Source organism: Cupriavidus sp. SK-4, assembly GCF_000611125.1.
GTDB classification, from domain to species: domain Bacteria; phylum Pseudomonadota; class Gammaproteobacteria; order Burkholderiales; family Burkholderiaceae; genus Cupriavidus; species Cupriavidus necator.
In genome coordinates this window covers 15,789-36,850 of sequence record NZ_JFJW01000176.1, presented here as the reverse complement: position 1 = coordinate 36,850, position 21,062 = coordinate 15,789, and the positions used below count along the sequence as shown (strand labels likewise).

Sequence of the window (21,062 nt, the reverse complement as noted above, 5' to 3'; positions counted from 1 at the left end):
GGTCATGCTCCTTCGTCTTGGTGGTTACTCGGCTGGGCCATTGCGGCCCTTGCTGTAGTCGGGCCGGCCTTTCAGGTCGGGATAGGTCTGCTTGCACGTGGGGAAGTTGCTGCATCCCCACCAGAATTGCCCCTTGCGCTTGGCCGGCCTGCGCGACAAGCCATTGCCGCAAGCCATGCACTTGTGCAGGGACGAAACCGGCGTGGCTTCCTTGCCGCCGGCGATGCTCACGGCTCCGCTGTTGGCCTTCGCCACCTGGTCGCGGATGAACGCCTCTTGCTTCGTAATGAAGGCGTCCAGGGCCGCCGTGCCCAGCTCGACGCCCTTCAACATGCGTTCGTAAAGGGCGGTCAGCACCGGGCTTCGCACCACCTCGGGCAGCGCGTCGATGACGCTGCGGCCCAGCGTCGTGCTGACGATCTGCTTGCCCTTGGTTTCCAGGAACTCGCGGCGTTTCAGCTCGGAAATGATGGATGCGCGCGTGGCGGACGTGCCGATGCCATCGCCTTCGCGCAGCATCTTCTTGTGCTCCGGGTCGCTCACGAACTTGTGGATGTTCTCCATCGCGCGAATCAGCGTGCCCTCGGTGAAGCGCGCCGGCGGCTTGGTTTTCGCATCGCGTCGGGTGGCCTCGGTGCAGGTCACACCGTCGCCTTGCTTCATCGGTGGCAGGGTCTGCGCGCCGTTCTCGTCGTCGCCTTCCTTGGCGTCCTCTTCGTCGGCCTGCTCGAACACGTCACGCCAGCCGTTGCGCGTGACCACCTTGCCGGACGCGGCGAAGTTCTCGCCGGCGATCTCCACGCCGACCGTGGTTTGCATGTACTCGTGCAGCGGGTAGAACTGCGCCAGGTAGGCGCGGACGATCAGCTCGTAGATGTTGCGCTCGCGCTCGCTCAAGCCGGCCTTGCTGCCTTTCTGCATGGTCGGCACGATGCCGTGGTGGGCGGTGATCTTCGAGTCGTCCCACGTCTTGGACTTGATGCGCGGGTCGGCAGCATCGACCAGGCCGGCCAGCTCGGGGTTCACGTGCTTGACGGCCTCCAGGACGCGCGGCGCGTCGGCGTGCTGCGACTCCGGCAGGTAGGCGCAGTCGGTGCGCGGGTAGCTGGTCAGCTTGTGCGTCTCGTAGAGCGCCTGGCAGGTGTTCAGCACGTCCTCGGCGCTGTACCCGTAGCGCGCGGACGCCAGCGCGGTAATGTCGGACAGCGCGAAGGCCAGCGGCTGGTTCTTCTTCTTGGCTTCCTGCTTGTAGGTGGCGATGGTGCCCGGCTGGCCCTTGACGGCGGCCACCAGGGCATCCGCGACGGCGGTATCAACAAGGCGGCCTTCGCTGTCCAGGCCGGCTTGATCTTCCTTCGCTTTCCAGGCGGCGGCGAAGCTGCCGCCGGCGTGCTCGACCACGGCCTTGATGGTGTGGTACGGCACCGGCTTGAACGCCTCGATCTCGCGGTCGCGGCCGACAACAAGCGCGAGCGTCGGGGTCTGCACGCGGCCCACGGTCAGCAGGGCGCGCGAACCGCCGCGCTGCGCCCGCAGGGTGTAGGCGCGACTTAGGTTCATGCCGATCAGCCAGTCGGCCCGCTGCCGCCCGCGTGCGGCATCGGCCCAGCCCTTGTACGTGGTGTTTTCCTTCAAGGCGGCCAGGCCGCGCTTGACGGAAACCGAATCCTGGGCAGACACCCAAAAGCGGCGCGCCGGCTTGCTGCTCTTGAAGTGCTCCAGCACTTCATCGACCAGCAACTGGCCTTCACGGTCGGGGTCGCCGGCGTTGACGATCTCCTTGGCTTCTTTCAGCAGCTTGCCGATCACGGCGAGCTGCTTCTTGGCATCGTCCTTCGGGTGAAGAACCCACGTCTGCGGGATGATGGGCAGCTCATCGACGCGCCATAGCTTCTTGCCTGATTTGCCGGTCGGCACGTCATCGGGCGTGTACTCGTCCGGGTCGGCCTGCTCCAGCATGTGCCCAAAGCACCAGGTCACTTTGTCGCCGCCGCACTCGATGAAGCCGTCGCCCTTGCCGGTGATGCCCAGCTCGCCGGCGATGGCTTTTGCGACGGATGGTTTTTCCGCGATGAACAGTCGCATGGTGGTTTCCTCCCCTACCAGGTGATGACCGGACGGATCACGGTCTGAACTTGAGAACGATTGATCGGGCCGAAGTAGCGGCCGTCGAAAGACGTGTCGCTCACGTCCGACATAAGCAGCAGCTCGGCATTGCCCAGCGTGTAGGTGCTGGCCTGGAAGCGCGGCAAGGGCCGACCGGACTTGTCGGCCTGGATGGGCTTGCTATGTGGCAGCAGCTCGCCATTGACGCGCACGCCGTCATCGGCCACCGATACGGCATCGTCTTTAGCGGCTAAAACGCGCTTCATCATGTAGCCGTAGTCGCCTGGGCAGAACCCGGCCCCGATGTAGCCCCTTTCCTTGGCGTCATCGAACACGCCGACCTTCGGCGGGCACCAAAGCACGTAAGCGCCCCGCTCCACCGGCGCGCTGCTCGTCCAGTACAGGCCGACCGGAATGCTCTTGGTGGTGTTGATGCGGGCACCGGCGGCATAGCTGCCGGCGGCCAGCACCAGGGCGGCCAGGCCGGCGACGGCTACGCCTTTCGTGATGCGTTTCAGGATGCGGCTCATATCGTGATGCCCTCCCCTGCCTCGACAACCTGGCGCAGCCGGTCGGTGGCCTTCGGCGCGGGGATCGAGGCCCGCGCCTGAAACACCGGGTCTTTGAAGTACAGCGGCTGCTTGCCGTAGATGGCGGGGTAGCCCGCGACGTAGATCACCATGTCGCCGGCTTCCTCGATCTCGCCCTTGTCGTTCTTCTTCGGCCCCGGCATCCGCAGGCATTCATCGGGCGTCAGCAAGGGGCGCTGCACTTCCTGGTAGGTGCGCGACACCTGGCCCAGCATCGCCGCCGTGCGGCGGCCGCTGGTCGTGATCTGCTCCTTCACCACGGTGGTCTGCCCGGTCAGTCGGGACAGGTGTTCGGCTGTCTCGACGCGGTTGGGCGGGTAGGCGTTCTGCACGTGGCAGTTCGACGTGATGCTTTCGTCGTGGCCGTAGCCCGTCTCGCGGCTTCGGAGCTGGTTAATGTCCTGGCAAATCAGGTAGCACTTGATGCCGTAGCCGGCGACGAAGGCCAGCGACTCTTGCATGATTTCGAGCTTCCCGAGGCTCGGGAACTCGTCCAGCATCATCAGCAGCCGGTGCTTGTAGTGGGCCACCGGCCGGCCGTTCTCGAAGTCCATCTTGTCGGCCAGCAGGCGCACGATCATGTTCACCATGACGCGCACCAGCGGCCGCAGGCGGGCCTTGTCGTTGGGCTGCGTGACGATGTACAGGCTCACCGGGTCGTCGGAGTGCATCAGGTCTTTGATGCGGAAGTCCGACCGGCTCACGCTGCGCGCCACCACTGGATCGCGGTACAGGGCCAAATAGGATTTGGCCGTGGACAGCACCGATCCGGCTTCTTCCTCTGGCCGATCCATCATGTCGCGGGCGGCCGATCCGATGGCGTGGTGGTTCTGACCGTCCACGTGCCCGTAGGTGGTCATTTCCATCCATAGCTCGCCAATGTCCCGGTTCGGGTCGGCCAGCATGGCATCGACCGATGGCAGCGTGGCCGTGCCGCCGTCGTTCCTGGCCTTGTAGAGCGCGTGCAGGATGACGCCGACCAGGAGCGCGAAGGCGGTCTTTTGCCAGTGGGAATCCAGGCCCTTGCCGTCCGGGTCAACTATCAAAGTTGCTAGGTTCTGCACGTCGCCGACTTCGGCCTCGGTGCCGACGCGGATTTCGTCCAGCGGGTTCCAGCACACGCCGCCCGAGCTGCTGGCCGGCTCGAAGCGCAGCACCTTGTTCTTCGCGTGCTTCTGCCGCCAGCCGGCGGTCAGCGCCCACAACTCGCCCTTCAAGTCGGTGATGACGCTGCTTGCGCCCCACGAAAGCAGCGTCGGCACCACCAGGCCGACGCCCTTGCCGCTTCGCGTCGGCGCGTAGGTCAGCACGTGCTCGGGGCCGCTGTGCCGCAGGTAGTAGAAATTGCCGTCCTTGTCCTGCCAGCCGCCGACATAGACGCCGGTGGCGGTGGGTGCGTCCTTGCCGGTCACGATCTCCAGGACGTTCCGCTCGCGCGGCAGCAGGCCGGCCGCCTGAATGTCCTTCTTTTCGGCCCAGCGGGCCGAACCGTGCAGGTATTCGTTCGCCTTCGAGCTGTTGGACGTGACGACTTTCGCCACGGCCACACCCAGCAGGCCCACGGTGGCAGTCACCATGCCGATGCTGCCGGCCCGCATGATCTCGTCGGGGTACTGGCTGTACCACTTCGCCGACCAGTTCAGGATCGACCAGGGCGCGTACACGTGCCCGAGGTTGGCCCCGAGGCTCGCGTGATACTGGAACGTGTAGGCGAAGAACTGTGTCGCGGCCTGGAGGCCGCCGACCAGGGACACCCCGCCGAGGATCGGCAGCAACTTGCTGGGCTTCGGCTTCGCGCTGCGAACCTGCGGCCCCACGGCGTTGTTCATCTTTATTTTCATCTACTCCTACCTTTCGACGTTTTGATGGAGCCTTTTGGCGTGATCGTCACGGCATCGCCGACCGCGATGCGCGACATGCGCCGGGCCGTGGCCTGGTCAATGGGCATCACCATGACCTCATCGCCTCGTTTCAACAGGGCCAGCGCCTGGCCCTCGATGTTGCGGACACCCTCGAAAGCAAGGCCACCTTCACCGGCAGTATATCGCGCGTGCTTCGGTATATCGAAACCTTTCGAGCGTTTCGACTCGCGTTCGGCGATGTATTTATCCGCCGCCGCGAGGCCCGGCGGGGCCGCTGCTACTCCTGATCCTGGCCGAGAAATATCCCGTCGCAGTTGGTGATCTGGTTGGGTTCCTTGCTGCTCCAGGTGACGAGGAACATCACGCGGCAATAGCACTTCACTTCCGCCGGCGATGCGAACCACACCGAGTTGGGACAGTGTTCGCAAACGGTGCTGGCTTTGGGGCGGCGGGACTCGTCCAATGCGTCCAATGTCGGGCTTCCGGTGGACGGCTCCGGCGTGAACGCCGGCGGTGCCGGCTCGCCCGCCACCTGGTCGCCCGAAGCCTGCTCGGGCGACGGCGATGGGTCGGGCAGCGTCGTCGTGGGTAGCGGCGCGCTGTCCAGGGCCGCCAGGGCCGCGTCCAGCTCGTCCTCGATGCTCTGCGGGTCGCTGGTCGGCTCGCTCGGTTCGGTCGGGTCGCTCATGGGTGTTCTCCTTCTTCAATAGCGCAAGCCGCCGGCTCTCCAGGGCCGGATCGGCGAACGTGATGGGTAGCTGGGAATCAACGGCCGCGCGAATGATCTGCGCCTGAAACTGCGTGGTGCCGTTGACGGTGATGCGGCTGCCGTAGCGTTCCATCGCCAGCCGTAGAGCTTCTTGCAAGCCCTCGCGCGTGGCCTCGCGCGAGACTTGCAGCTTGTCGCCATCGTCCCGAACGGCCGTCAGGCCGGCGCGGAAGATGATGGTGCCCTTCTTGGTGATGTTGTCCGTCACCGGGGCATGGCCGGGGCGCGGATCGCCCCGGCCCTGGATGGTGTTGCCTTTCAAGCCCTGCGCCGCCTCGCGGGCGCGCAGGGCGGTCAACGCCTCCGCGTTGCCGTGGGTCGCTTCCTTCTTGAGCCAGTCGGCCCACGTGCGGCGGCTGTGGCTGTCGTAGAGGGCCTGGCGGTCTTGCTGGTACTGCTTGTTGATCGCCTGGATTTCGTCGCGCAGGGCCTTGCTGGCCTGGGCATACAGCAGCTTCTTGTTCGGGCCGCTCTCGCCGATCACCTTGATCGTCGCGCGGCGCAGGCGGCCGGAACGCTTCGCGGCCTCGACCAGCCGATCCTTGCGCCGGCGGGCCTGCTCCAGCGCCTGCCCACGTGTCGCGGTCAAGGTCTGCTGCTCGGCCTTGTACCGGGCGTACAGCTCGACCGTGTTCACGCGCAAGCGGATCGGGTCTTTCTGGTACTGCCGCTTCGCTTTGGTTCGTGTCTGCCGTTCGGGCGAAGCCTCGAACGGGCCAAGCCGCGCCTCCAGCTTCGGCTTGGAAAGGTCGCGGGCTAGGGTGCTCGCCTTGACCATCGTTCCGTCGCCGGCCTCGATCACCAGGCCGTTCGCACGCTCGCGCAGTTCCAGGCCGTTGTCGCGCATGACCTGGTGCAGCTCCTGCCAGGACTGCGCGCCCTTGATCTCGTCCAGGCATTCCCGCTTGATCCAGCCGACCAGGCTTTCCACGCCCGCGTGCTGCTCCATGTCGGCCGCCCTGCCCTCGGCACCGCGCTGGCGTGGTTCGTGGTTGTCCCGCTCCAGCCCGTAGTCGCGCTCCAGGGCCGTGCAAAGCTCGGCCAGCGCCCGATGCGAGTAGTACGGCTCGTGCATCGTGTTCCGGGTCGGGTGAATCTTGTTGATGGCGATGTGGATGTGCAGGTTGTCGGTGTCGTTGTGAACGGCACTGACGCGCTGGTGTTCGCCGTAACCCAGCCCGGCGCAGATACGTTCCTCAATCGCCCGCAGGGTGTCGGCGCTGGGCTGCTCGCCGGCCCGGAAGCTGACGATCAGGTGATAGGTCTTGTCGCCCTTGGCCCGCGTGTTCGTGTGCTGGGTCGCCAGAACCTCGGTGATGGCGTCCTGCACGGACACGGCATCGCAGTTCGTGATCTGCACCTGGCCCAGCCGGTGATCCTTGCTCTGCGCGTCGGTGACGTAGTTCACCAGGCCGGCGAAGTCGGACTTGCCCAGCGAGCGCATGGGTACGTGCTTGGCGATCATCGGCCAGCCCCTGGCTTTTTAGCCGCTAAAAAGCTCAAGGCTCGGCCCTCGGCTGCACCACGGACTTCATGAGTCGGCTCATTTCGTCCTGGGTGGCTTCGATCCGGCCCAGCAGGGCAAGGATCGTGGCGTCTCCGAAGCGGGCCGTGCGCGGGTCGTCGGTGAGCCATAGCTTGAGCAAACCGCCCAGCCGGCCGAGGTCGCCATTCACCCGCACCAGCTCGCGCACGTACTCGTAATCCATGACGCCCCTGATCTGGTAGCCCTGGCCCACGTCGCGCAGGTAGCGCGCCACGCTGACCCCGGCCCTCTTGGCGTTCGCCTCGATCTGTTCCTTCTCGTCGGGGAACACCGGCACCCGTAGGTGCTGCCGCCGCTTCGCGGTCGGCTGTTCGTCGGCTTCCATGTCGCTACCCCTTGAGCGCGTGCGCCGTGTGTCGCGCGTAGGTCGCCACGGCTCGCCAGTAGGCGGCCATCGGCCCCTTGCGGCGTGCCCATGCCTTTTCCGCCTCGTCGTTGGCCTGCGTGCGCAGCTCGCGCAGCACGCGGGCAAGGCGCTGCCGGTCGGCAACCGGAAGCGCCTGGAGTTCGCGGCCTGCTGGAAGCTCCAGCAGCGGATTGATGTAGCCCATGTCGTTCGTCTCTCGCTTCTTGGCCGGCGGTAGCCGGCAGCCTCGCAGAGCAGGATGCCCGTTGAGTGCCGCAGGCGCGAATAAGGGACAGCGAAGATAGATAACCGGCCCGCCGGTTAGCTAACTTCGCACATCCTGCCCGCCTTACGGCGTTGATAACACCAAGGAAAGTCTATACCGAAACCTTCGCATCTGTCTGCATTTAGCGCGAAAAGATGGCGGATATATCGAATGAAGGCGTACAATGCCCGGAAAGCGCGCTAGATGCAGCGGTGTCAAGCTGCTATCCACGCGCTTTACATAGACTTTCCACGGGTCGATACATGAAAATGACGGCTATTTACAAACCACGGAAGCGAGGCGATGGCAGAAAGCAGCTACCCCCAAGAGCTGGCCGCGCGGATCGAGAAACGGGCCGCCAAGAAGCGCCGACAGGACGCGACGGCCGTTGCATTCCTGGCCGTGCGCGTGGACGTGAAAGCCGCGATGGATGCTGGCTATGCAGTGACGACGATCTACGAGGACATGCGCGAGATCGGCCGGGTCAAGTGCAGCTACGAGACGTTCCGCAAGCACGTCCAGCGGTACATCAAGGCCGCACCAGCAGCACCCGCGCCGGTGCCTCCCCCGGCGGCCAACCAGGCCAAAGGGGAGAAGCCGGCGCAACAGGAAGGGGGGTCGAAGGCGAGGAAGCCGAAGGCACCCGAGCCGAAGAAACCCGAGTCGGCAGGGATCGCCGGCTTCAACTACAACCCGAAACCGAATAAAGAGGATTTACTGTAATGGCGAAAATTCACATGGTCTTGCAGGGCAAGGGCGGCGTCGGCAAGTCGATGATCGCGGCCACCATTGCGCAGTACAAAGCGAGCAAGGGGCAGACGCCGCTTTGCATCGACACCGATCCGGTCAACAGCACGTTTGAGGGTTACAAGGCCCTGAACGTGCAGCGCCTGAACATCATGGACGGCGACGAGATCAACACCCGGAACTTCGATGCCCTGGTGGAGCAAATCGCCTCGACCAAGGGCGACGTCATCATCGACAACGGGGCCAGCTCGTTCGTGCCGCTGTCCAGCTACTTGATCGGCAACCAGGTTCCGGCGCTGCTCCAGGACATGGGGCACGAACTGGTGGTGCATACGGTCGTCACCGGCGGGCAAGCCTTCCTGGACACCCTGAACGGCTTTAGCACGCTGGCCCGGCAATTCCCGGCCGAATGCGTGTTCGTGGTGTGGCTGAACCCGTATTGGGGGCCAATCGAGCACGAAGGCAAGGGCTTCGAGAAGATGAAGGCGTACACCGACAACAAGGCGCGGGTGTCGGCCATCATCCAGATTCCGGCGCTCAAGGAAGAAACCTACGGCCGCGACTTCTCGGAAATGCTCCAGGAGCGCCGGACGTTCGATGAGGCCCTGGCCGACTCGGCGCTCACGATCATGACGCGGCAGCGGCTCAAGATCGTGAAGTCGCAACTCTTCCAGCAGCTCGACAACGCGGCGGTGCTCTGATGGCGAGCGATGACAAGATCGAAGAGCTGATACGGGAAATCGCGGTCAAGCACGGCATCGCCGTTGGCCGCGACGATCCGATCTTGATCCTCCAGACGATCAACACCCGACTGATGCAGGACAGCCAGGCCGCGCAGCAAGAAATCCTGGATCGCTTCAAGGAAGAGCTGGAAGCCATCGCACACCGTTGGGGGGATGACGCCAAGGGGAAGGCCGAAAGGACGCTCAACGCGGCCCTGGCGGCCTCCAAAGAGGCGATGGCGAAGGGGATGCAGGACGGCGGCAAGGCCGCCGCCGAGGCGGTGCGGCGCGAGCTGGAAGCGGCCGCCGCGCAGCTCGCCGCGCCGATCCGCGAAGCGCGGCGCGTGTCGTACATGAACATCGTGGCGGCCGGCATGGCGGTTTTCGCGGCCGCCCTCGCGTTGTGGGCATCGCTGTAGATGGCGATGCGGGATCTCATCGTCAGAAATGGCGATGGTCGACCGCGCCGGCGGCATCGCCGGAACTGGCGAGGCTGGCCAGCCCCTTGCATCGTCGGGAATGACGGTGCTGCAGGATGCCGCCAGCGGCGGGCCTGCATCGCCGGAAACGGCGAGGCTCGAGGAAAAAGCCCGGCAGTGCCGGGCTTTCGTTTTAGACGGGCCGCGTGAGGCCCAAGCTCTGCGACCGGCCTGGTCGCTCCAGGGCCTGCGCCTGCTTTCGCTCCTGCTCTTCGCGGCGTTGCAGCGCCTGGTGCCGGCGTGCCGCATCGCGCATGGCATCCCAATCGGCCGCCAGCTCGGGTTTCTCGGCGCGCATCTTGCGGGTCGCCAGCTCTTCGACCTTCGGTGAGTGCAGGCCCATGCCTTCCTTGATCTCGCGGACGGCTTCCAGGCGCACGTGCAGGGACTGCAAGCGCGCCTGCTGCTGCATCTGCTGGTTCTGCCAAGCGCGTTTCGCGCCAGGCCGGGACAGTAGGCCCGGCTGGTTGGCCTGGGTCTGCTGCAAGCGCGCCTGCTGACGGTCGATCAGGTTTTCAAGCCGATCCTCGATGCGCTCCACCTGGTCGTGCTTGGCCTGAACGTACAGGGCAAGGGCTTCCTGGTAGGTCTGGTCGAGCGGGGCGGCCTCCAGGGCCGCTTGCTGCTCGGCCTCTGTGGCTTCGGCAGCGGCCAGCAGGCCGTCGCCGGCGGCGTCGGTTCTGCTGGTCGTGCTTGTTGCGAAGCCGGCGGATGCCGGCTGGATGCGGCGGGCGTCTGCCCGGCCGGCGGTGGGTGTGAGTCGTCTCAAGGCGTGGCCCTCCTTTTAGCCGCTAAAAGCTATCGGGACCGGCCTCGCGTGAGTTTCGGGGCCTCGGCGGCAACGGTTGCTTTGCCTTGCGCGCTGTAGCTGATGCTCTTTGCGCTCCCGATTTCAGGTACTTTATCGAAATCTGACCGGGCGTGCATGACAAAGTTCTTGCCTACCTGCTGGTACACCTGGTTGTTGTCGGCGTGAACGATCACGCCGTCATGGGTCTGCTTCTTGTCGGCCTGCTGGGCCATGTACAGGTTGTAGATGCCGGGCTTCAATGCGCCAGCCTTGTCAACCTTCTGGTTGGCCCATGCCCCTTCTTGCTCGGTCTGAACGATGCGTTGGCCGTTCATGACCAAGAGGCGCTGTTTCATCGGGCGCTCCTTATCGTCGGTGTGGTCATTTCAAAATGTGGAATAGATGGGCCTCCTTGCCAGTCCAGCAAGAAAAAAGCCGACCTCGGCATGCGCGAGGCCGGCTTTCCTCTCGTGGCCGGATGTGTAGTTCCAGGTTACACCCTCGATTTTATTGAAAACCGACCGAAATATCAGGTCTTTTTCGCGCCGCCCGTCTTGCCCTTCTCCTGGGCCATGACGGTTTCCAGGGCTTCGAGCCGGCCGCGCAGGGTCGCGGCGTCCTCGCGGGCCTGGCTGGCCTCCTTGCGCGCGGCATCGCGCTCGGCCTGGGTGGCCGTCAAGCGTTCGGCCTGGCGGTGCGCTTCGGCCGCTGCTGCCTTGCGCTGCTCCTGGTGCGCCTCGCGCTCGGCTTCGGCCTTGGCCTGCACCTTTGCCAGCTCGCCCCGCACCTGGTCAAGCTGCCCGGCCGCCGCCTCGGTGGCCTTCTGCTGCTCGGCCAGCGCCGCCCGCGCCTGGTCGGTGGCCTGGTTGGCTCGCTCCAGGTCGGCGCGCAGCTCGCCGGCCCGGCGCTCGATCTCCGTTGCCCGGCTGTTCGCGGCCGCCAGGTCGGCCCGCAGGGCCTCCGCCTGGTCGGCGCTCGCGGCGGCCTTCTCCTGGGCTTTGTCGCGCTCCGCTCGGGCTTGGCGGGCCTCCTGGTGGGCGTGATCCAGTTCCGTGCGCAGCTCGCCGGCTCTGGCCTCGGCCGTGGCCGCCCGCTCGCTGGCCGCTGCCAGCTTCTCGCGTAGCGCCCCAGCTTCCCCCTTGGCGTCGGTCTCTGCGGCCTCCAGGGCCTCGATACGGCCCTTGGCCTCGTCCAGCTCGCCGGTGAGCTGGTCGGCCAGCTCTGCGGCCTCCTGGCGCGCTGCCTCCATTTCCTGCCGGACGGCCTCCAGCGCCTCGCGCTCGGCGGCCAGCCGGTTGTTCGCCATTTCCAAGGCCACGGCCCACAAGTCGCCGCCCAGCTCGGCCAGCTTCTCGGTGATCGCCGCCGGTGCCGGCTCGCGGATCGGGGCCGCCTGGCTGGCCTTGCGTGCCCGCCATTCGTTCATCGCCTCGGAAATGGTCGTGAAGCTCCCGCCGCCGAGCTGCTTGCGCACGCTCGCCAGGGTCGGGTTCTGGCCGGCGGCGTCCAGCTCGTCGGCGACCGCAAATATCTGCTCTTTCGTGATTGCCATGATCGGGCCTCCTTTCGGCCGGTGTTGTATGTTGTAGCGTGTAGCATACTACAACATACAACATAGCGCAAGTGTTTAGCTGAACTTTTTTAGCGGCTAAAACGGGCCAGCCCGGCGCTGGGCGCGCAGGCAAAAAAAAGCCCCGCTCGATGGCGGGGCGCAGGGGTGCGGGGGCGGCGGGGTCTGGTGCAGGGGGGGTCTAGCCCTCCAGCAGCGCGACAAGCTGCACTTTGCCAAGGTCGGCCTCGAACTCCTGGCCGTCATCCTCGTACTTGAGCCAGGCCCAGCCCTCGGCCGGCGGCCGGCGGTTGAGGATCAGGCGGGCCGGGCGGTCGTCGTGCGTGACCTGGATGATCGCTTTCTTGAGCTTGTCCGGGTCGGGTTCCTTCGGCTCCTTCTTCTTGGCGTCATCCTCCGGGCCTTGCCCGTCGCCCTCGGCCTCGCCATCCGTCTTGCCGCTGAACGCATCGACGGTGTTGGGGTCGCGGTCGCCTTCCTGGTGGCGCTTGTCCTCCAGGTACTCGCGCAGCAGCTTGACCGATCCGCGCGTCAGCTCCTGGCTGTCGTCGGCCAGCCACGCACCCACTTCCTCGGGGTTCTTCTTGAACGCCGTCACCAACTCGTTGATGACGGTCACATCCTTGGCGCGGCCAGTGTTGAACGCCTCGGCAATCGGTTCGGGCAAGTCCAGCAGCGTGACGTGCTGTGTGACGAACGCCGGCGACTTGCCGATCTCCTTGGCGATCTCCGACTTCTTCTTGCCCTTCGCCAGCTCGCGGCCGATGAAGTCCGCGATCTCGCGGGCCGTCAGTTCGTTGCGTTGCAGGTTCTCGATTACCTGGTCGGCCTCGTTGTAGTCGTTGTCGATGAAAGCCGGGATGGTGGTCTTGTCGGCCCATTTCGAGCCACGGTAGCGCCGCGCACCGTGGTTGATGAGGTAGCGGCCCGGCGCGTCCGGGTTCTCGCGCACGCTGATGGGCGACTTCACGCCGCGCAGCTTGATCGTCTCGCCGATCTCGGCGATGGACTCCGGCGAGAAGCCGGGGTTGTCCGCCGTGCGCGGCTGGTGCGGGTCTTCGTCGATGAGGTCAAGCGGCAGCTCCTGCGGGCCGCCAGGGGCCGCATTCGCGGCCTGTGGCTCGTCCAGCAAGCTCGACAGGTCGCCGAGGCCATCCAGGCCCAGCCCGCCGCCCTTGGGCTTCTCTGCGGCCGCTTGCGGGGCCTTCTTCTTGGCGTTGGTCTTTACGGCGCTGGTCATTGCGCGATCTCCATCTTCGTGAACACGTAATCCGCCAGGGCGCGCACTTCCTGGGTGGCCTTGCGCGCAGCGGTTTTCTTGATCTTCCACACTGGCATCTGCTCGCCCAGCGCCTCCGCGATACTGTCTCGCGCGCCGACACTGAACGGCAAGATCAGTTGCGGATATGCCTGCTGCAAGGTCGCCAGGTTGCTGACGTGGCGCGGCTTCCGCGCGTCCACCTTGTTCGGCACCATGCCGAGAAAGCGCAGCTTCGGGTTTTGCTTGCGCAGGTTGCCGATGACGGCAACCATCTTCTTCATGCCTTGCAAGCTGTACGCCTCCATTTCGACCGGCGAAAGCATGTAGTCGGCGGCCAGCACGGCCGCCGTCATGGCAACGCCAAGGGAAGGGGCGGTGTCGATCAGGCACACGTCGAAGAACTCGCCTAGCGCCGCGATGCTGGCCCGCAGCGCGCCGGCGGCCTGGGCCAAGTCCATCTTGTCCAGGTTGGCCAGGCTGGCATCGGCCGCGATCAGCGCCAGGCCGTCATCCTCCCGGCCAGCGAACCAGGCGCGCAGCTCGTCGCCGCCGGCGGTGAACATGCGACTGGCGGGATAGCCCGAGTCGTGGCCGGCCAGCGTCCAGCTTGCATTGCCCTGGGTGTCCAGGTCGATCACTGCAACCCGAAGGCCGCGCTCCTGGAAGTCGAACGCCAGGTGGCAGGTTGCGAAGGTCTTGCCCTGTCCGCCTTTCTGAATTGCCGTGACCAGTGTTTTCATGAGTTGGGTTCCTGTTTCCTCTTTCCCTTGGCGTCGGCTTCCCAACGCTTGACGATGAACGCTTGATGCTCCGGCAGTACCGCCGTCACCCGCGCGAAGCCCTGCGGGAGCACTTCCCCCGCCGCTGCCCACACGCGACTGACCGCTTGCGATACCGCCCCCTTGGTCAGCCCCAGCGAGGCCACAAACTCGGCCTGGGGCCTTCCATCGACCAGCACGCCGCGCGCTATGTCGATGGTCTGTTGCCCGATCTCCAGGCCCTTGATCGCCGCCTGGAATTGGGCTTCGGTTAGCCGTTTCTTCATGGAGAACACCCATATAAACTCCACACCCGGTTGTTGAACAAAAGGCGGTGCCAGCCGCCGACCATGTGCAGAAGTTTAGCTAAACTCGCCGGGCGCGTCAAGCCTTTTAGCGGCTAAAAATCACCCCTTCTTGGCGTCATCCGAATACAGCGCGGCTAGGCGCTTGAGGTCGTCGGGGCCTTGCTGAACCTCGACCACCCGCATTCCGTAGCGCCCCATCTGCGACGCGGCGCGCGAAACTGCGAGCTGCTGCGCGTGGTCGGCGCTCACGAAGAACGTCATCAACGGCCCCACGGTGCGCGTGCCGCCGCTCGCAAAGCACACGTCGAACGAACCGCCATGCACATGCGGATCGACGCCTTCAACGAGCCGCCAGGGGTCAAGGCCCCATTCCTCGGATTGCGCGCTGTACCAATAGGCCGGCGCATCGCCGTTCAAATCGCTGGCCGCGTACTCGCGCACCAGGACGGCCACGCGGCCCGTGGTTGGCTCCACGAATCCCGGCGGGTAGGGCAGGGTCTGTTTTTTCATGTCAAAGCCCCTTCGGCTTGTAGATCGAAACGAAGTAGGTGATCGCGGTCAGCACCGCGAAGTACACCAGGAACGACCAGCCGGCATACACGCCAGGCGTGTTCCAGTGGTAGAGCATCCGCACGAACTGAAAGAAGGTGGCAATCGACAGCACCCACTTGAGGATCGGCCAGACCAACACGGTCGCCACCCATACGAACTTGACCAGGCCGGCCAGCAGGCCAGCACCGGGGGCCTTGTTGGGGGCAGCAGGCGCGGCGGCAGGCTCCACCGGCGCGGGCGCGGCGGGCTGCTCGATCTCCTTGGGGAACTTGATGATGTTGGACATAGCTTGACCCTCCACGCGCTTACGTGTTGAATGCTGGGTGCTCCCACTCGGAAGCATGGTTACGGTGTGCCAGCACCAGGCCAAGCGCCCCGGATCACTCCGGGGCGTTCCTCCACCTGGGGCCGCCCTTGATCTTGCCTCGGCTCACGCAATACTCCCTTCTTGGCGTCCTCGATAGGCCCGGCCGTTGCCGACCGGGCCATGTGCTCTTACCAGCCGGCCCGGCGCTTGGCCTGCTCGACGGCTTCCATCGACCAATGGCCCTTGGCCTGCCCCTCCAGGGAGCATCCGGCGAAGTACGCCTTGCCGCGCAGTTCCTCGGCTTTGCGCACCAGCTCGGCCGCCTCGGCCATCATGGCCGCGATCTCGTCACGGCGGGCCGGGAAGTCGGTCGCTGCCGCGCCCTCCAGCTCGTCAATCCAGGGCATGATCTTGTTGTCGCTCATCGGACTTTCTCCGGTAGTTGACCTGGGCGATGTGCCCGGCCTTCAAGTGCTATATTAGGGCAAAATGCCCTAGCCTGTCAAGCACTTTAGCTAAACTTTTTTCGCTTTACCGGAATCCGAAGGCTAAACTTTAGCCGCTAAAACCTTTCCCTTGGCGTCAATCCTCTTTCCAGATCACGCCCAGCCCGGCCAGGTCGCACAGGATCGCCCATGCCGCATAGGGAATCGGGGTGTCCTCGCCGATCCAGCGGCGGATCGTGCGGTCGCCCTTCGCGCCCAGCCCCAGCGCCTTCGCGGCCTTGCTGCCGCTGAACCCGGCCAGGCGCAGCACCTCGCGGACTTCCTCGCCGGTCGGTTGTGCCCAGCGTTCGGCCGGCTTCAAGCACTCCAGCCGGATATTGGCGTCGTTCGTCATTCGTTCGTTCTCCTGGTCAAGTGATAAGCCGCAACTGGTCGAAGCCGTAGATCGACTGGATGCAGCTCGGGTCTGAATCGACCACGCGCCGGCCTGCGCGATTGGTCTTGTACGTTACCGGCCTGTCGTCGTGCGCCCACACCTGGCGGGTGTCGGGATGCACCTTCACGATGATGATGCGCTTGCCGATGTAGCGGTCGAAAACCGGGTGATGGACGCTCACGATCTCGCACCGCTGGCCGGGCTTGAACTCCACCCGGTCGGCCGGGCCTCCATCGCCATTCCTGGCGATGCTGCAGGTTGCCGCGCTCGCTCCCGGCATCGTCGTTTCCGGCGATACAGGCCCGCCCTCGACCGGCTCGGCATCGTCGGCTTTGACGATGCTGCAGGTCATCGTCGTTTCTGGCGATGCGGGATCTCGCTCCGGGCCTGCGCCGGTGATTTTTCCCTTGGCGTCCAACCCGGCGGCCCTGGCCGCCTTGATCCTGGTCGCGGCCTCGGCCGCCCAGCGCCTGGCGATGAAGGCCCGATGCGAGGGCAGCACCACATCGACCAGGACGAACCCCGGCGGCACCAGGACGGTCGCCGGTTCGCGCCGCGCCGGCGGCTCCAGGCCGGCCAGCCAAGCGGGCAGGGGAGCATCGGCCAGGCGGTCGCGGTAGCTGGCCTCGACCATCACCGGGCGCTTCTTCTCGGCTCGCTGCGCAGCCAGGATGCCGCGCGCAACCTCGTCCACCGTCATGCAGCCCTGCGCCGTGTCGAAGTGCGAGCGGTAGCCCGTTTCGGAGATAAACGGCCTGTCCAGGTCGATGACGTGGAACTGGAAGTGGGCACCCAGCGGCCCGCCGTAGCCGGCCTCGTACTCCACCAGGGCGCGCATGTCGCCATCCGCGACCAGGAACTGGCCGCGCTGGCCCCACAAGGGCACGTCGCCAGGCACCGCCGCGCAATGGCGCTCGATGACCTGGCCGGGCGCGTCGTGGTCGGCCATGCTGCCCACGTGCGTTCCGCCGTTCATCTTCCAGATGACGGCCTCGTATCGGTCGCTGGCCGCCTCGGCGGCCGCACCGTCGCCGCGCATGATCGCCGCGTCGATCTCCACCACGGCCGCCACGGCGGCGGCCAGCAGCTCGTCGCGTTCGGTGGGCAGCTCGGCCAGCAGCTCGGCCGCCGGCGCGTTCCAGTCCTGGCCCGGCTGGGCCGGCGTCTTGCGTTTCTTCGCCATCGGCCGGCCCCTCAAGTGTCAGCACGCCGCCACGCGATCACGTCGCGGGCTTCGTAGCCGTGGCGCTTGCAGTCGTCGCAGAATCCCGAGCTGAACCCCTTGTGGTTCGTGCCGATCCATGCGGCCGGCTTGCCGCATTCGTGGCCGTAGGTGCCCGGCTCGGCGTTGTGGCACTTGCCGTCCGTCGCGTAGCTGTTCGTCGGTGCCTGGGGAGCGTTGTTCCTGGTCATGGTCGCCTCCTGGAAGCCCCGGCCGAAGCCGGGGCCGCCCCTCATCAGTCAATAGCCCGGTAGATCGCGGCCGCCTCGGCGTGGCTGGCTGCGAAGCCGCGCAGGAAGTGATAGCGGTCGATCAGGGCATCGCCGGCGTCCGTGTCGGCGGCCTCGGCCGCGAGCTGGCCCAGCGCGAACAGGGTTGCGACAATGCCGGCGGCGTCGGCCGACAACTCGCCTCGGAAGCCGTTGCCGTCCACCTCGATCTCCAGGCGGTCGGCCAGGTCGGGGGCCATGTAAAAACCGCCGTCCGACAAGGTGTAGTAGTGCCAATACGCGCCGCTGTAGCGTTCGCAGAGCCGGCGAAGCCAGGCATACACCAGGGCCTCGCCGCGCATCATCAGACGCGGGCCGAAGTAGGCGGGCAGGAAGTCGAGGCGCTGGGCCTCGGCGACCAGGGAAGCGGTAACGGGTTGCTCTTGGGTGTTCATCGGACTTTCTCCGGTAGTTGACCTGGGCGAAATGCCCGGCCTTCAAGTGCTATATTAGGGCAAAATGTCCTAATCGTCAAGCACTTTAGCTAAACTTTTTGGCCGCTAAACCTTGCCCTTTCCCTTGGCGTGCATTACAATGTAATTCACGAACCCAACCGGAGAACCAATCATGGCTGCAAACCAGCTCGTACAAACGCGCATCGACGGCGCGATCAAGGAAGAAGCGGCGGCCGTCCTGGCCGCGATGGGCCTTACCGTGTCCGACGCGGTGCGGCTGCTGCTCACGAAGGTGGCCCAGGACAAGGCGCTGCCCTTCGAGCCGCTGATTCCGAACGCCACCACCATCGAGGCGATGAAGGAAGCCCGCAAGGGCAAGCTGCCGCGCTTCGCCACCGTCAACGATCTGATGGCCGATCTGCATGCGGCAGATTGAGCGCACCGGCCAGTTCAAGCGCGACTACAAGCGCGAGGCGAAAGGGCAGCACCGGGCCACGCTCGACGCCGACCTGGTGCCCGTCCTGGTCGCGCTCGCCGACGACCAGCCGCTGGAACCTCGGCACCGCGACCACGCGCTGACCGGGGACTGGAAGGATCACCGGGATTGCCACGTCAAGCCCGACCTGGTGCTGATCTACCAGAAGCCCGACGCCGACACGCTGCGCCTGGTGCGCCTCGGCTCTCACTCCGAACTCGGCTTGTGATCGGCGCGGGCCTGGCCCCGCGTCTCACGTTTCATTGACACTTGAGGGGCGCTTTCCGCGCCACCGGCCGAGCTGGCCGACCCCCTTCCTTGGCGTAAAACCTGCGGCGGTGGAGCTGCTGCGATGCTTGAGGATCGCGCGGCCGGTCGAACCGCGGCGACCTGGTTGGGGAGTGTGAGGGGGCTTTGCCCCCTCGCAAGCTCTCGAACTTACTGCCTTCCGCCAGGCGCTTGCGCCTGGCTCTCCTAAGCCGTAGCGCCGAAGGCGCTCCATTGTGGGGTGAGGCCGCAAGGCGGCCGAGGGGCGTAGCCCCTGGGGGGATGGGAGGCCGCTTGCGGCCGGGTGGGATCGAGAAGGGGGGTTTCCCCCCTTCGGCGGCCGGTCATGCTGCGCGGCAGCTTGGGCCGTGTTGCCGTTTTTTTCGCCAGCCTCTGGTTAAAACTACCTGGTTATATAAAAAGGTTATAAAGACGGTTAAAAACCTGGTTAGCATGACCGAAAAACGCGCGTAAACCGTTGTCACGCCAAGGAAAAGTGCGAAGAGGCCGCCCCTCAAGTGTCAATGGATAAGCCCCCCATGTGTCAATACGCTGCCCCTCAAGTGTCAAGAACCGCGCCCCTCAAGTGTCAGTAGGGCCGCCCCTCAAGTGTCAATACCGGGGCAGGGTTCCTAACAGGGTTATCCACAACTTCGGTGGATAACTCCATGCCGATCAGGCACTTAGGCCGCCTCGGCGGCCGCCTGGACGGCTCGACCAGGCCGAAATCGGCCGCTGCCCCCCAAGTGTCAACATCGCGCCGGCCCCGCTGCCCCTCAAGTGTCAACGTCAGGGCTGCGCCGGCCGGCCTCGGCCGACTTGTCCCGAAACTGTCCACAACGGCCGCGCCGGTGGGGCAGGGCAGGGAAGGCCCCGGAAACGGGCCAGGAAGGCCCGTCAGGGCCGCAAAGCCCAGCGGCGAGGGCCACCGGCCCGGTGAGCGTCGGGAAGGCGCTGGAAGCCCGCCAGGGGCGAGACGGGCGGCTCTGCCGCCTGGCTCGATGCGCAGCACGACATAGCCGGTTCTCGCGGCCGCCGGCCGGGAGAATCCCCCGCAGCTCGGCCCCTCAAGTGTCAAAGGGTGGATCTCATCGTCAGAAGCGGCGATGCGAGATCCAGCGCCGGCGTCGGCCGTCATCGTCGGAACTGGCGATGGGGCCCTCGGTTCATCGTCAAAGGTGGCGATGGTCGACCGTGGCCTGGACGTGGCCAGCCTCGCCGGAAATGACGATGCTGCAGCTCGACGTGCGCGCGACCAGGTGGCCGGAACTCCCTCGTCAGAAGCGGCGATGCTCGAGAAAAAAAGCCGCCTCGATCTCGGGCGGCTCTCCAGGGGCAGGGCGGCGGTCATCGCTTGCAATGCACCAGGTCGTCATTGATCCAGGCGCTGTCCACCAGGCCGTTTTCGCGCAGCTCGTCGCATGCCTCGCTGACCTGCTCGCGCCACTTCTTCACGCGGGTGGAATCCGAACCGCACATGAGCCGGAACGTCTCCAGCTTGAGCGGGTACGGCTCCTTGTGCGTGGCAAAGTAGTCGAACATCCGCCGCGCGGTGGGCGACAGCTTGCGGTACTTCTCCCACACGAATTTCGTGTAGTGGTCGCCGGCGAACAGCACCACCATTTCGGTGTCGATCTCGACCTGGCAGCGCGACGTGCGCTTGCCGCGATCCAGGATGCGGAAGCGCCGGATCAGCGACACGGATTCCAGGCGGCCCAGCCGCTGGGAAGAGAACTGCATCGCGGACGCTTGCAGCCGCGAAAGGCAGTCCTCGGCCTGCTTGTAGTAGCGGCCATTGATCGACCAGCCCAAGTCCTGGCAAATCTCGTAGAACGTGAACGTGACCGGCTCGCCCAGCGGCGTGCGCTTCGCGTATTCGAGCACCTGGGCAAACACCAGCTCGTCGCTGTCGGCGCGTAGCTCGATGCCGGTAAAGGTGATCTCCACGTCCTTGCTGATGTGGTAGATCGCCTCGCGCTGCAAGGCGGCGCGGGGCACCTTCTTGTTCCTGGTCGTGAAGATCGCCGACCGGCCGAAGTCGTTGGGCATGGCCCGCATGTGGTCGGGCCACGGCGCGAGGTCGAACAAGGAAAGCTGCATGTCCTTGATCTGCTGCTTCGTGTGCTTGAGCAAGGCGGCCTGCTTGGCCTGGCTGACCTGCTCGGCCAGCTCGCCGGTGGCACTGGCCGGCTTCTCGGTCGTTTTCTTGGTCGCCATCTGTTGCGTTCTCCGTTCGGCGGTCACGCCGCTGACTTTCTCGGCCAAGGTGTTGACCACGGTTCGCGGCTCGGGCGGAAGGCCCATAGTCCGCGCCAGCTCGGCCGACTCGGCCGCCATCCGCTCGGAGCGCGCCACGGCCGCGCTGGGCGGCGGTGGCGGTGGCTCCGGCGCTGCCGGCCCGTCCGGCAGCTCGAAGAGGGAACCGGCGGGGCGGAAAGCCCCGCCGGCGGTGCCGGCCTGCGCGTTGCGCTCGGCCGCGTAGCGGCGGGCAAGCGCCGTCGCGTCGGCCTCACTCAACCCGCCGTCGATGAGCTTGCGGCGGTAGCCCTGCTCGTCGAAACTGTCCGGCATATC

General features: G+C 65.7%; 25 protein-coding genes. 5 read left to right on the top strand and 20 right to left on the bottom strand.

The genetic code is table 11. From position 1 onward, the window contains the following. Positions 1 to 24 precede the first annotated feature (24 nt). From CF68_RS33455 to CF68_RS33430, 6 genes are read right to left on the bottom strand one after another with little or no spacing between them, the layout of a single operon-like run. Positions 25 to 2,085 (bottom strand): DNA topoisomerase III, encoded by a 2,061-nt coding sequence (locus CF68_RS33455; RefSeq protein ID WP_011255183.1) that lies wholly within the window; start codon positions 2,083 to 2,085, stop codon positions 25 to 27. 14 nt (positions 2,086 to 2,099) lie between these two features. Next, positions 2,100 to 2,636 carry a conjugative transfer signal peptidase TraF gene (gene traF, locus CF68_RS33450; protein ID WP_012478236.1) on the bottom strand — a complete coding sequence of 179 codons (537 nt, stop codon included), beginning with the start codon at positions 2,634 to 2,636 and terminating at the stop codon, positions 2,100 to 2,102. Then, a complete protein-coding gene (locus CF68_RS33445) occupies positions 2,633 to 4,537 on the bottom strand; it encodes a type IV secretory system conjugative DNA transfer family protein (protein WP_012478237.1) in 1,905 nt (634 codons plus the stop codon). Before CF68_RS33445 ends, traF begins: the two co-directional genes overlap by 4 nt. Then, entirely contained in the window at positions 4,534 to 6,792 is a 2,259-nt protein-coding gene (gene traI, locus CF68_RS33440) for a TraI/MobA(P) family conjugative relaxase (protein WP_012478238.1), read from the bottom strand. The genes CF68_RS33445 and traI overlap by 4 nt, the downstream gene beginning before the upstream one ends. A 34-nt stretch (positions 6,793 to 6,826) precedes the next feature. Next, positions 6,827 to 7,198, bottom strand: a complete 372-nt coding sequence (gene traJ / locus CF68_RS33435; protein ID WP_011255188.1) for a conjugal transfer transcriptional regulator TraJ — start codon at positions 7,196 to 7,198, stop codon at positions 6,827 to 6,829. Between the two features lie 4 nt (positions 7,199 to 7,202). Continuing rightward, entirely contained in the window at positions 7,203 to 7,424 is a 222-nt protein-coding gene (locus CF68_RS33430; RefSeq protein ID WP_011798730.1) for a hypothetical protein, read from the bottom strand. 363 nt (positions 7,425 to 7,787) lie between these two features. Here CF68_RS33430 and CF68_RS33425 point away from each other — a divergent pair, with 363 nt between their 5' ends. Genes CF68_RS33425 through CF68_RS33415 form a run of 3 tightly spaced genes read left to right on the top strand, consistent with a single transcriptional unit; the run spans position 7,788 to position 9,372 of the window. Further along, positions 7,788 to 8,207 (top strand): TraK family protein, encoded by a 420-nt coding sequence (locus tag CF68_RS33425; RefSeq protein WP_012478175.1) that lies wholly within the window; start codon positions 7,788 to 7,790, stop codon positions 8,205 to 8,207. Continuing rightward, positions 8,207 to 8,932: an ArsA-related P-loop ATPase gene (locus tag CF68_RS33420; RefSeq protein WP_012478176.1), complete on the top strand. Its 726-nt coding sequence runs from the start codon at positions 8,207 to 8,209 to the stop codon at positions 8,930 to 8,932. Before CF68_RS33425 ends, CF68_RS33420 begins: the two co-directional genes overlap by 1 nt. Beyond that, entirely contained in the window at positions 8,932 to 9,372 is a 441-nt protein-coding gene (locus tag CF68_RS33415) for a conjugal transfer protein TraM (protein WP_012478177.1), read from the top strand. Before CF68_RS33420 ends, CF68_RS33415 begins: the two co-directional genes overlap by 1 nt. Positions 9,373 to 9,565: 193 nt before the next feature. Here CF68_RS33415 and CF68_RS33410 read toward each other — a convergent pair whose 3' ends face one another. The 13 genes from CF68_RS33410 to CF68_RS33350 all read right to left on the bottom strand — a co-directional run bounded on the left by CF68_RS33410 (position 9,566) and on the right by CF68_RS33350 (position 17,746). Beyond that, complete coding sequence (locus tag CF68_RS33410; protein WP_035827498.1) at positions 9,566 to 10,201, bottom strand: IncP plasmid survival protein KfrC family protein; 636 nt, start codon at positions 10,199 to 10,201, stop codon at positions 9,566 to 9,568. 29 nt (positions 10,202 to 10,230) lie between these two features. Continuing rightward, the gene (kfrB, locus tag CF68_RS33405; protein ID WP_011255193.1) at positions 10,231 to 10,578 is read right to left on the bottom strand and encodes an IncP plasmid survival protein KfrB; all 348 of its coding nucleotides are present in this window, start codon (positions 10,576 to 10,578) and stop codon (positions 10,231 to 10,233) included. Positions 10,579 to 10,751: 173 nt separating this feature from the next. Continuing rightward, entirely contained in the window at positions 10,752 to 11,774 is a 1,023-nt protein-coding gene (locus CF68_RS39080) for a DNA-binding protein (protein WP_012478179.1), read from the bottom strand. A gap of 199 nt (positions 11,775 to 11,973) precedes the next feature. Continuing rightward, positions 11,974 to 13,032 (bottom strand): ParB/RepB/Spo0J family partition protein, encoded by a 1,059-nt coding sequence (locus CF68_RS33395; RefSeq protein ID WP_012478180.1) that lies wholly within the window; start codon positions 13,030 to 13,032, stop codon positions 11,974 to 11,976. After that, positions 13,029 to 13,793 (bottom strand): ParA family protein, encoded by a 765-nt coding sequence (locus CF68_RS33390; protein WP_013397098.1) that lies wholly within the window; start codon positions 13,791 to 13,793, stop codon positions 13,029 to 13,031. The genes CF68_RS33395 and CF68_RS33390 overlap by 4 nt, the downstream gene beginning before the upstream one ends. Beyond that, on the bottom strand, positions 13,790 to 14,098 hold the full coding sequence (locus CF68_RS33385; protein ID WP_011255197.1) for a transcriptional regulator KorA: 309 nt from the start codon (positions 14,096 to 14,098) through the stop codon (positions 13,790 to 13,792). The genes CF68_RS33390 and CF68_RS33385 overlap by 4 nt, the downstream gene beginning before the upstream one ends. 120 nt (positions 14,099 to 14,218) lie before the next feature. Beyond that, the gene (locus CF68_RS33380; RefSeq protein WP_011255198.1) at positions 14,219 to 14,629 is read right to left on the bottom strand and encodes a DUF2761 domain-containing protein; all 411 of its coding nucleotides are present in this window, start codon (positions 14,627 to 14,629) and stop codon (positions 14,219 to 14,221) included. Position 14,630: 1 nt separating this feature from the next. Next, positions 14,631 to 14,957, bottom strand: coding sequence for a KleE stable inheritance protein (gene kleE / locus CF68_RS33375; protein ID WP_012478184.1), 327 nt, complete (start codon positions 14,955 to 14,957; stop codon positions 14,631 to 14,633). A gap of 209 nt (positions 14,958 to 15,166) precedes the next feature. After that, positions 15,167 to 15,403: a stable inheritance protein KleA gene (gene kleA / locus CF68_RS33370; protein ID WP_011255200.1), complete on the bottom strand. Its 237-nt coding sequence runs from the start codon at positions 15,401 to 15,403 to the stop codon at positions 15,167 to 15,169. A gap of 157 nt (positions 15,404 to 15,560) precedes the next feature. Beyond that, complete coding sequence (gene korC, locus CF68_RS33365; RefSeq protein WP_012478185.1) at positions 15,561 to 15,818, bottom strand: transcriptional repressor KorC; 258 nt, start codon at positions 15,816 to 15,818, stop codon at positions 15,561 to 15,563. Positions 15,819 to 15,834: 16 nt separating this feature from the next. After that, positions 15,835 to 17,043 (bottom strand): hypothetical protein, encoded by a 1,209-nt coding sequence (locus CF68_RS33360; protein WP_012478186.1) that lies wholly within the window; start codon positions 17,041 to 17,043, stop codon positions 15,835 to 15,837. A gap of 11 nt (positions 17,044 to 17,054) precedes the next feature. Then, positions 17,055 to 17,273: a hypothetical protein gene (locus CF68_RS33355; RefSeq protein WP_012478187.1), complete on the bottom strand. Its 219-nt coding sequence runs from the start codon at positions 17,271 to 17,273 to the stop codon at positions 17,055 to 17,057. Positions 17,274 to 17,317: 44 nt separating this feature from the next. Next, complete coding sequence (locus tag CF68_RS33350) at positions 17,318 to 17,746, bottom strand: antirestriction protein (protein WP_011114069.1); 429 nt, start codon at positions 17,744 to 17,746, stop codon at positions 17,318 to 17,320. A gap of 172 nt (positions 17,747 to 17,918) precedes the next feature. On the opposite strand from CF68_RS33350, the gene CF68_RS33345 reads away from it, so the two are divergent. Together CF68_RS33345 and CF68_RS33340 are read left to right on the top strand one after the other, a co-directional pair. Beyond that, positions 17,919 to 18,182 (top strand): type II toxin-antitoxin system RelB/DinJ family antitoxin, encoded by a 264-nt coding sequence (locus CF68_RS33345; RefSeq protein WP_011114070.1) that lies wholly within the window; start codon positions 17,919 to 17,921, stop codon positions 18,180 to 18,182. Continuing rightward, complete coding sequence (locus tag CF68_RS33340; RefSeq protein WP_011114071.1) at positions 18,169 to 18,450, top strand: type II toxin-antitoxin system YafQ family toxin; 282 nt, start codon at positions 18,169 to 18,171, stop codon at positions 18,448 to 18,450. The genes CF68_RS33345 and CF68_RS33340 overlap by 14 nt, the downstream gene beginning before the upstream one ends. Before the next feature lie 1,385 nt (positions 18,451 to 19,835). On the opposite strand, the gene trfA is transcribed toward CF68_RS33340, so the two are convergent. After that, positions 19,836 to 21,062: plasmid replication initiator TrfA (gene trfA, locus CF68_RS33335; RefSeq protein ID WP_235205973.1), on the bottom strand; the 1,227-nt coding region annotated here is incomplete at its 5' end.

What these genes read in the sequence shown, in the direction of transcription:
- CF68_RS33360 (WP_012478186.1), bottom strand. Translation starts at nt 17,043, where the DNA reads ATGGCGAAGAAACGCAAGACGCCGGCCCAGCCGGGCCAGGACTGGAAC.
- traF (WP_012478236.1), bottom strand. Translation starts at nt 2,636, where the DNA reads ATGAGCCGCATCCTGAAACGCATCACGAAAGGCGTAGCCGTCGCCGGC.
- kleA (WP_011255200.1), bottom strand. Translation starts at nt 15,403, where the DNA reads ATGAGCGACAACAAGATCATGCCCTGGATTGACGAGCTGGAGGGCGCG.
- CF68_RS33420 (WP_012478176.1), top strand. Translation starts at nt 8,207, where the DNA reads ATGGCGAAAATTCACATGGTCTTGCAGGGCAAGGGCGGCGTCGGCAAG.
- CF68_RS33430 (WP_011798730.1), bottom strand. Translation starts at nt 7,424, where the DNA reads ATGGGCTACATCAATCCGCTGCTGGAGCTTCCAGCAGGCCGCGAACTC.
- CF68_RS33380 (WP_011255198.1), bottom strand. Translation starts at nt 14,629, where the DNA reads ATGAAAAAACAGACCCTGCCCTACCCGCCGGGATTCGTGGAGCCAACC.
- kfrB (WP_011255193.1), bottom strand. Translation starts at nt 10,578, where the DNA reads ATGAAACAGCGCCTCTTGGTCATGAACGGCCAACGCATCGTTCAGACC.
- CF68_RS33355 (WP_012478187.1), bottom strand. Translation starts at nt 17,273, where the DNA reads ATGACCAGGAACAACGCTCCCCAGGCACCGACGAACAGCTACGCGACG.
- kleE (WP_012478184.1), bottom strand. Translation starts at nt 14,957, where the DNA reads ATGTCCAACATCATCAAGTTCCCCAAGGAGATCGAGCAGCCCGCCGCG.
- CF68_RS33350 (WP_011114069.1), bottom strand. Translation starts at nt 17,746, where the DNA reads ATGAACACCCAAGAGCAACCCGTTACCGCTTCCCTGGTCGCCGAGGCC.
- CF68_RS33385 (WP_011255197.1), bottom strand. Translation starts at nt 14,098, where the DNA reads ATGAAGAAACGGCTAACCGAAGCCCAATTCCAGGCGGCGATCAAGGGC.
- korC (WP_012478185.1), bottom strand. Translation starts at nt 15,818, where the DNA reads ATGACGAACGACGCCAATATCCGGCTGGAGTGCTTGAAGCCGGCCGAA.
- CF68_RS33390 (WP_013397098.1), bottom strand. Translation starts at nt 13,793, where the DNA reads ATGAAAACACTGGTCACGGCAATTCAGAAAGGCGGACAGGGCAAGACC.
- CF68_RS33340 (WP_011114071.1), top strand. Translation starts at nt 18,169, where the DNA reads ATGCGGCAGATTGAGCGCACCGGCCAGTTCAAGCGCGACTACAAGCGC.
- traI (WP_012478238.1), bottom strand. Translation starts at nt 6,792, where the DNA reads ATGATCGCCAAGCACGTACCCATGCGCTCGCTGGGCAAGTCCGACTTC.
- CF68_RS33425 (WP_012478175.1), top strand. Translation starts at nt 7,788, where the DNA reads ATGGCAGAAAGCAGCTACCCCCAAGAGCTGGCCGCGCGGATCGAGAAA.
- CF68_RS33345 (WP_011114070.1), top strand. Translation starts at nt 17,919, where the DNA reads ATGGCTGCAAACCAGCTCGTACAAACGCGCATCGACGGCGCGATCAAG.
- traJ (WP_011255188.1), bottom strand. Translation starts at nt 7,198, where the DNA reads ATGGAAGCCGACGAACAGCCGACCGCGAAGCGGCGGCAGCACCTACGG.
- CF68_RS39080 (WP_012478179.1), bottom strand. Translation starts at nt 11,774, where the DNA reads ATGGCAATCACGAAAGAGCAGATATTTGCGGTCGCCGACGAGCTGGAC.
- CF68_RS33395 (WP_012478180.1), bottom strand. Translation starts at nt 13,032, where the DNA reads ATGACCAGCGCCGTAAAGACCAACGCCAAGAAGAAGGCCCCGCAAGCG.
- CF68_RS33445 (WP_012478237.1), bottom strand. Translation starts at nt 4,537, where the DNA reads ATGAAAATAAAGATGAACAACGCCGTGGGGCCGCAGGTTCGCAGCGCG.
- CF68_RS33415 (WP_012478177.1), top strand. Translation starts at nt 8,932, where the DNA reads ATGGCGAGCGATGACAAGATCGAAGAGCTGATACGGGAAATCGCGGTC.
- CF68_RS33455 (WP_011255183.1), bottom strand. Translation starts at nt 2,085, where the DNA reads ATGCGACTGTTCATCGCGGAAAAACCATCCGTCGCAAAAGCCATCGCC.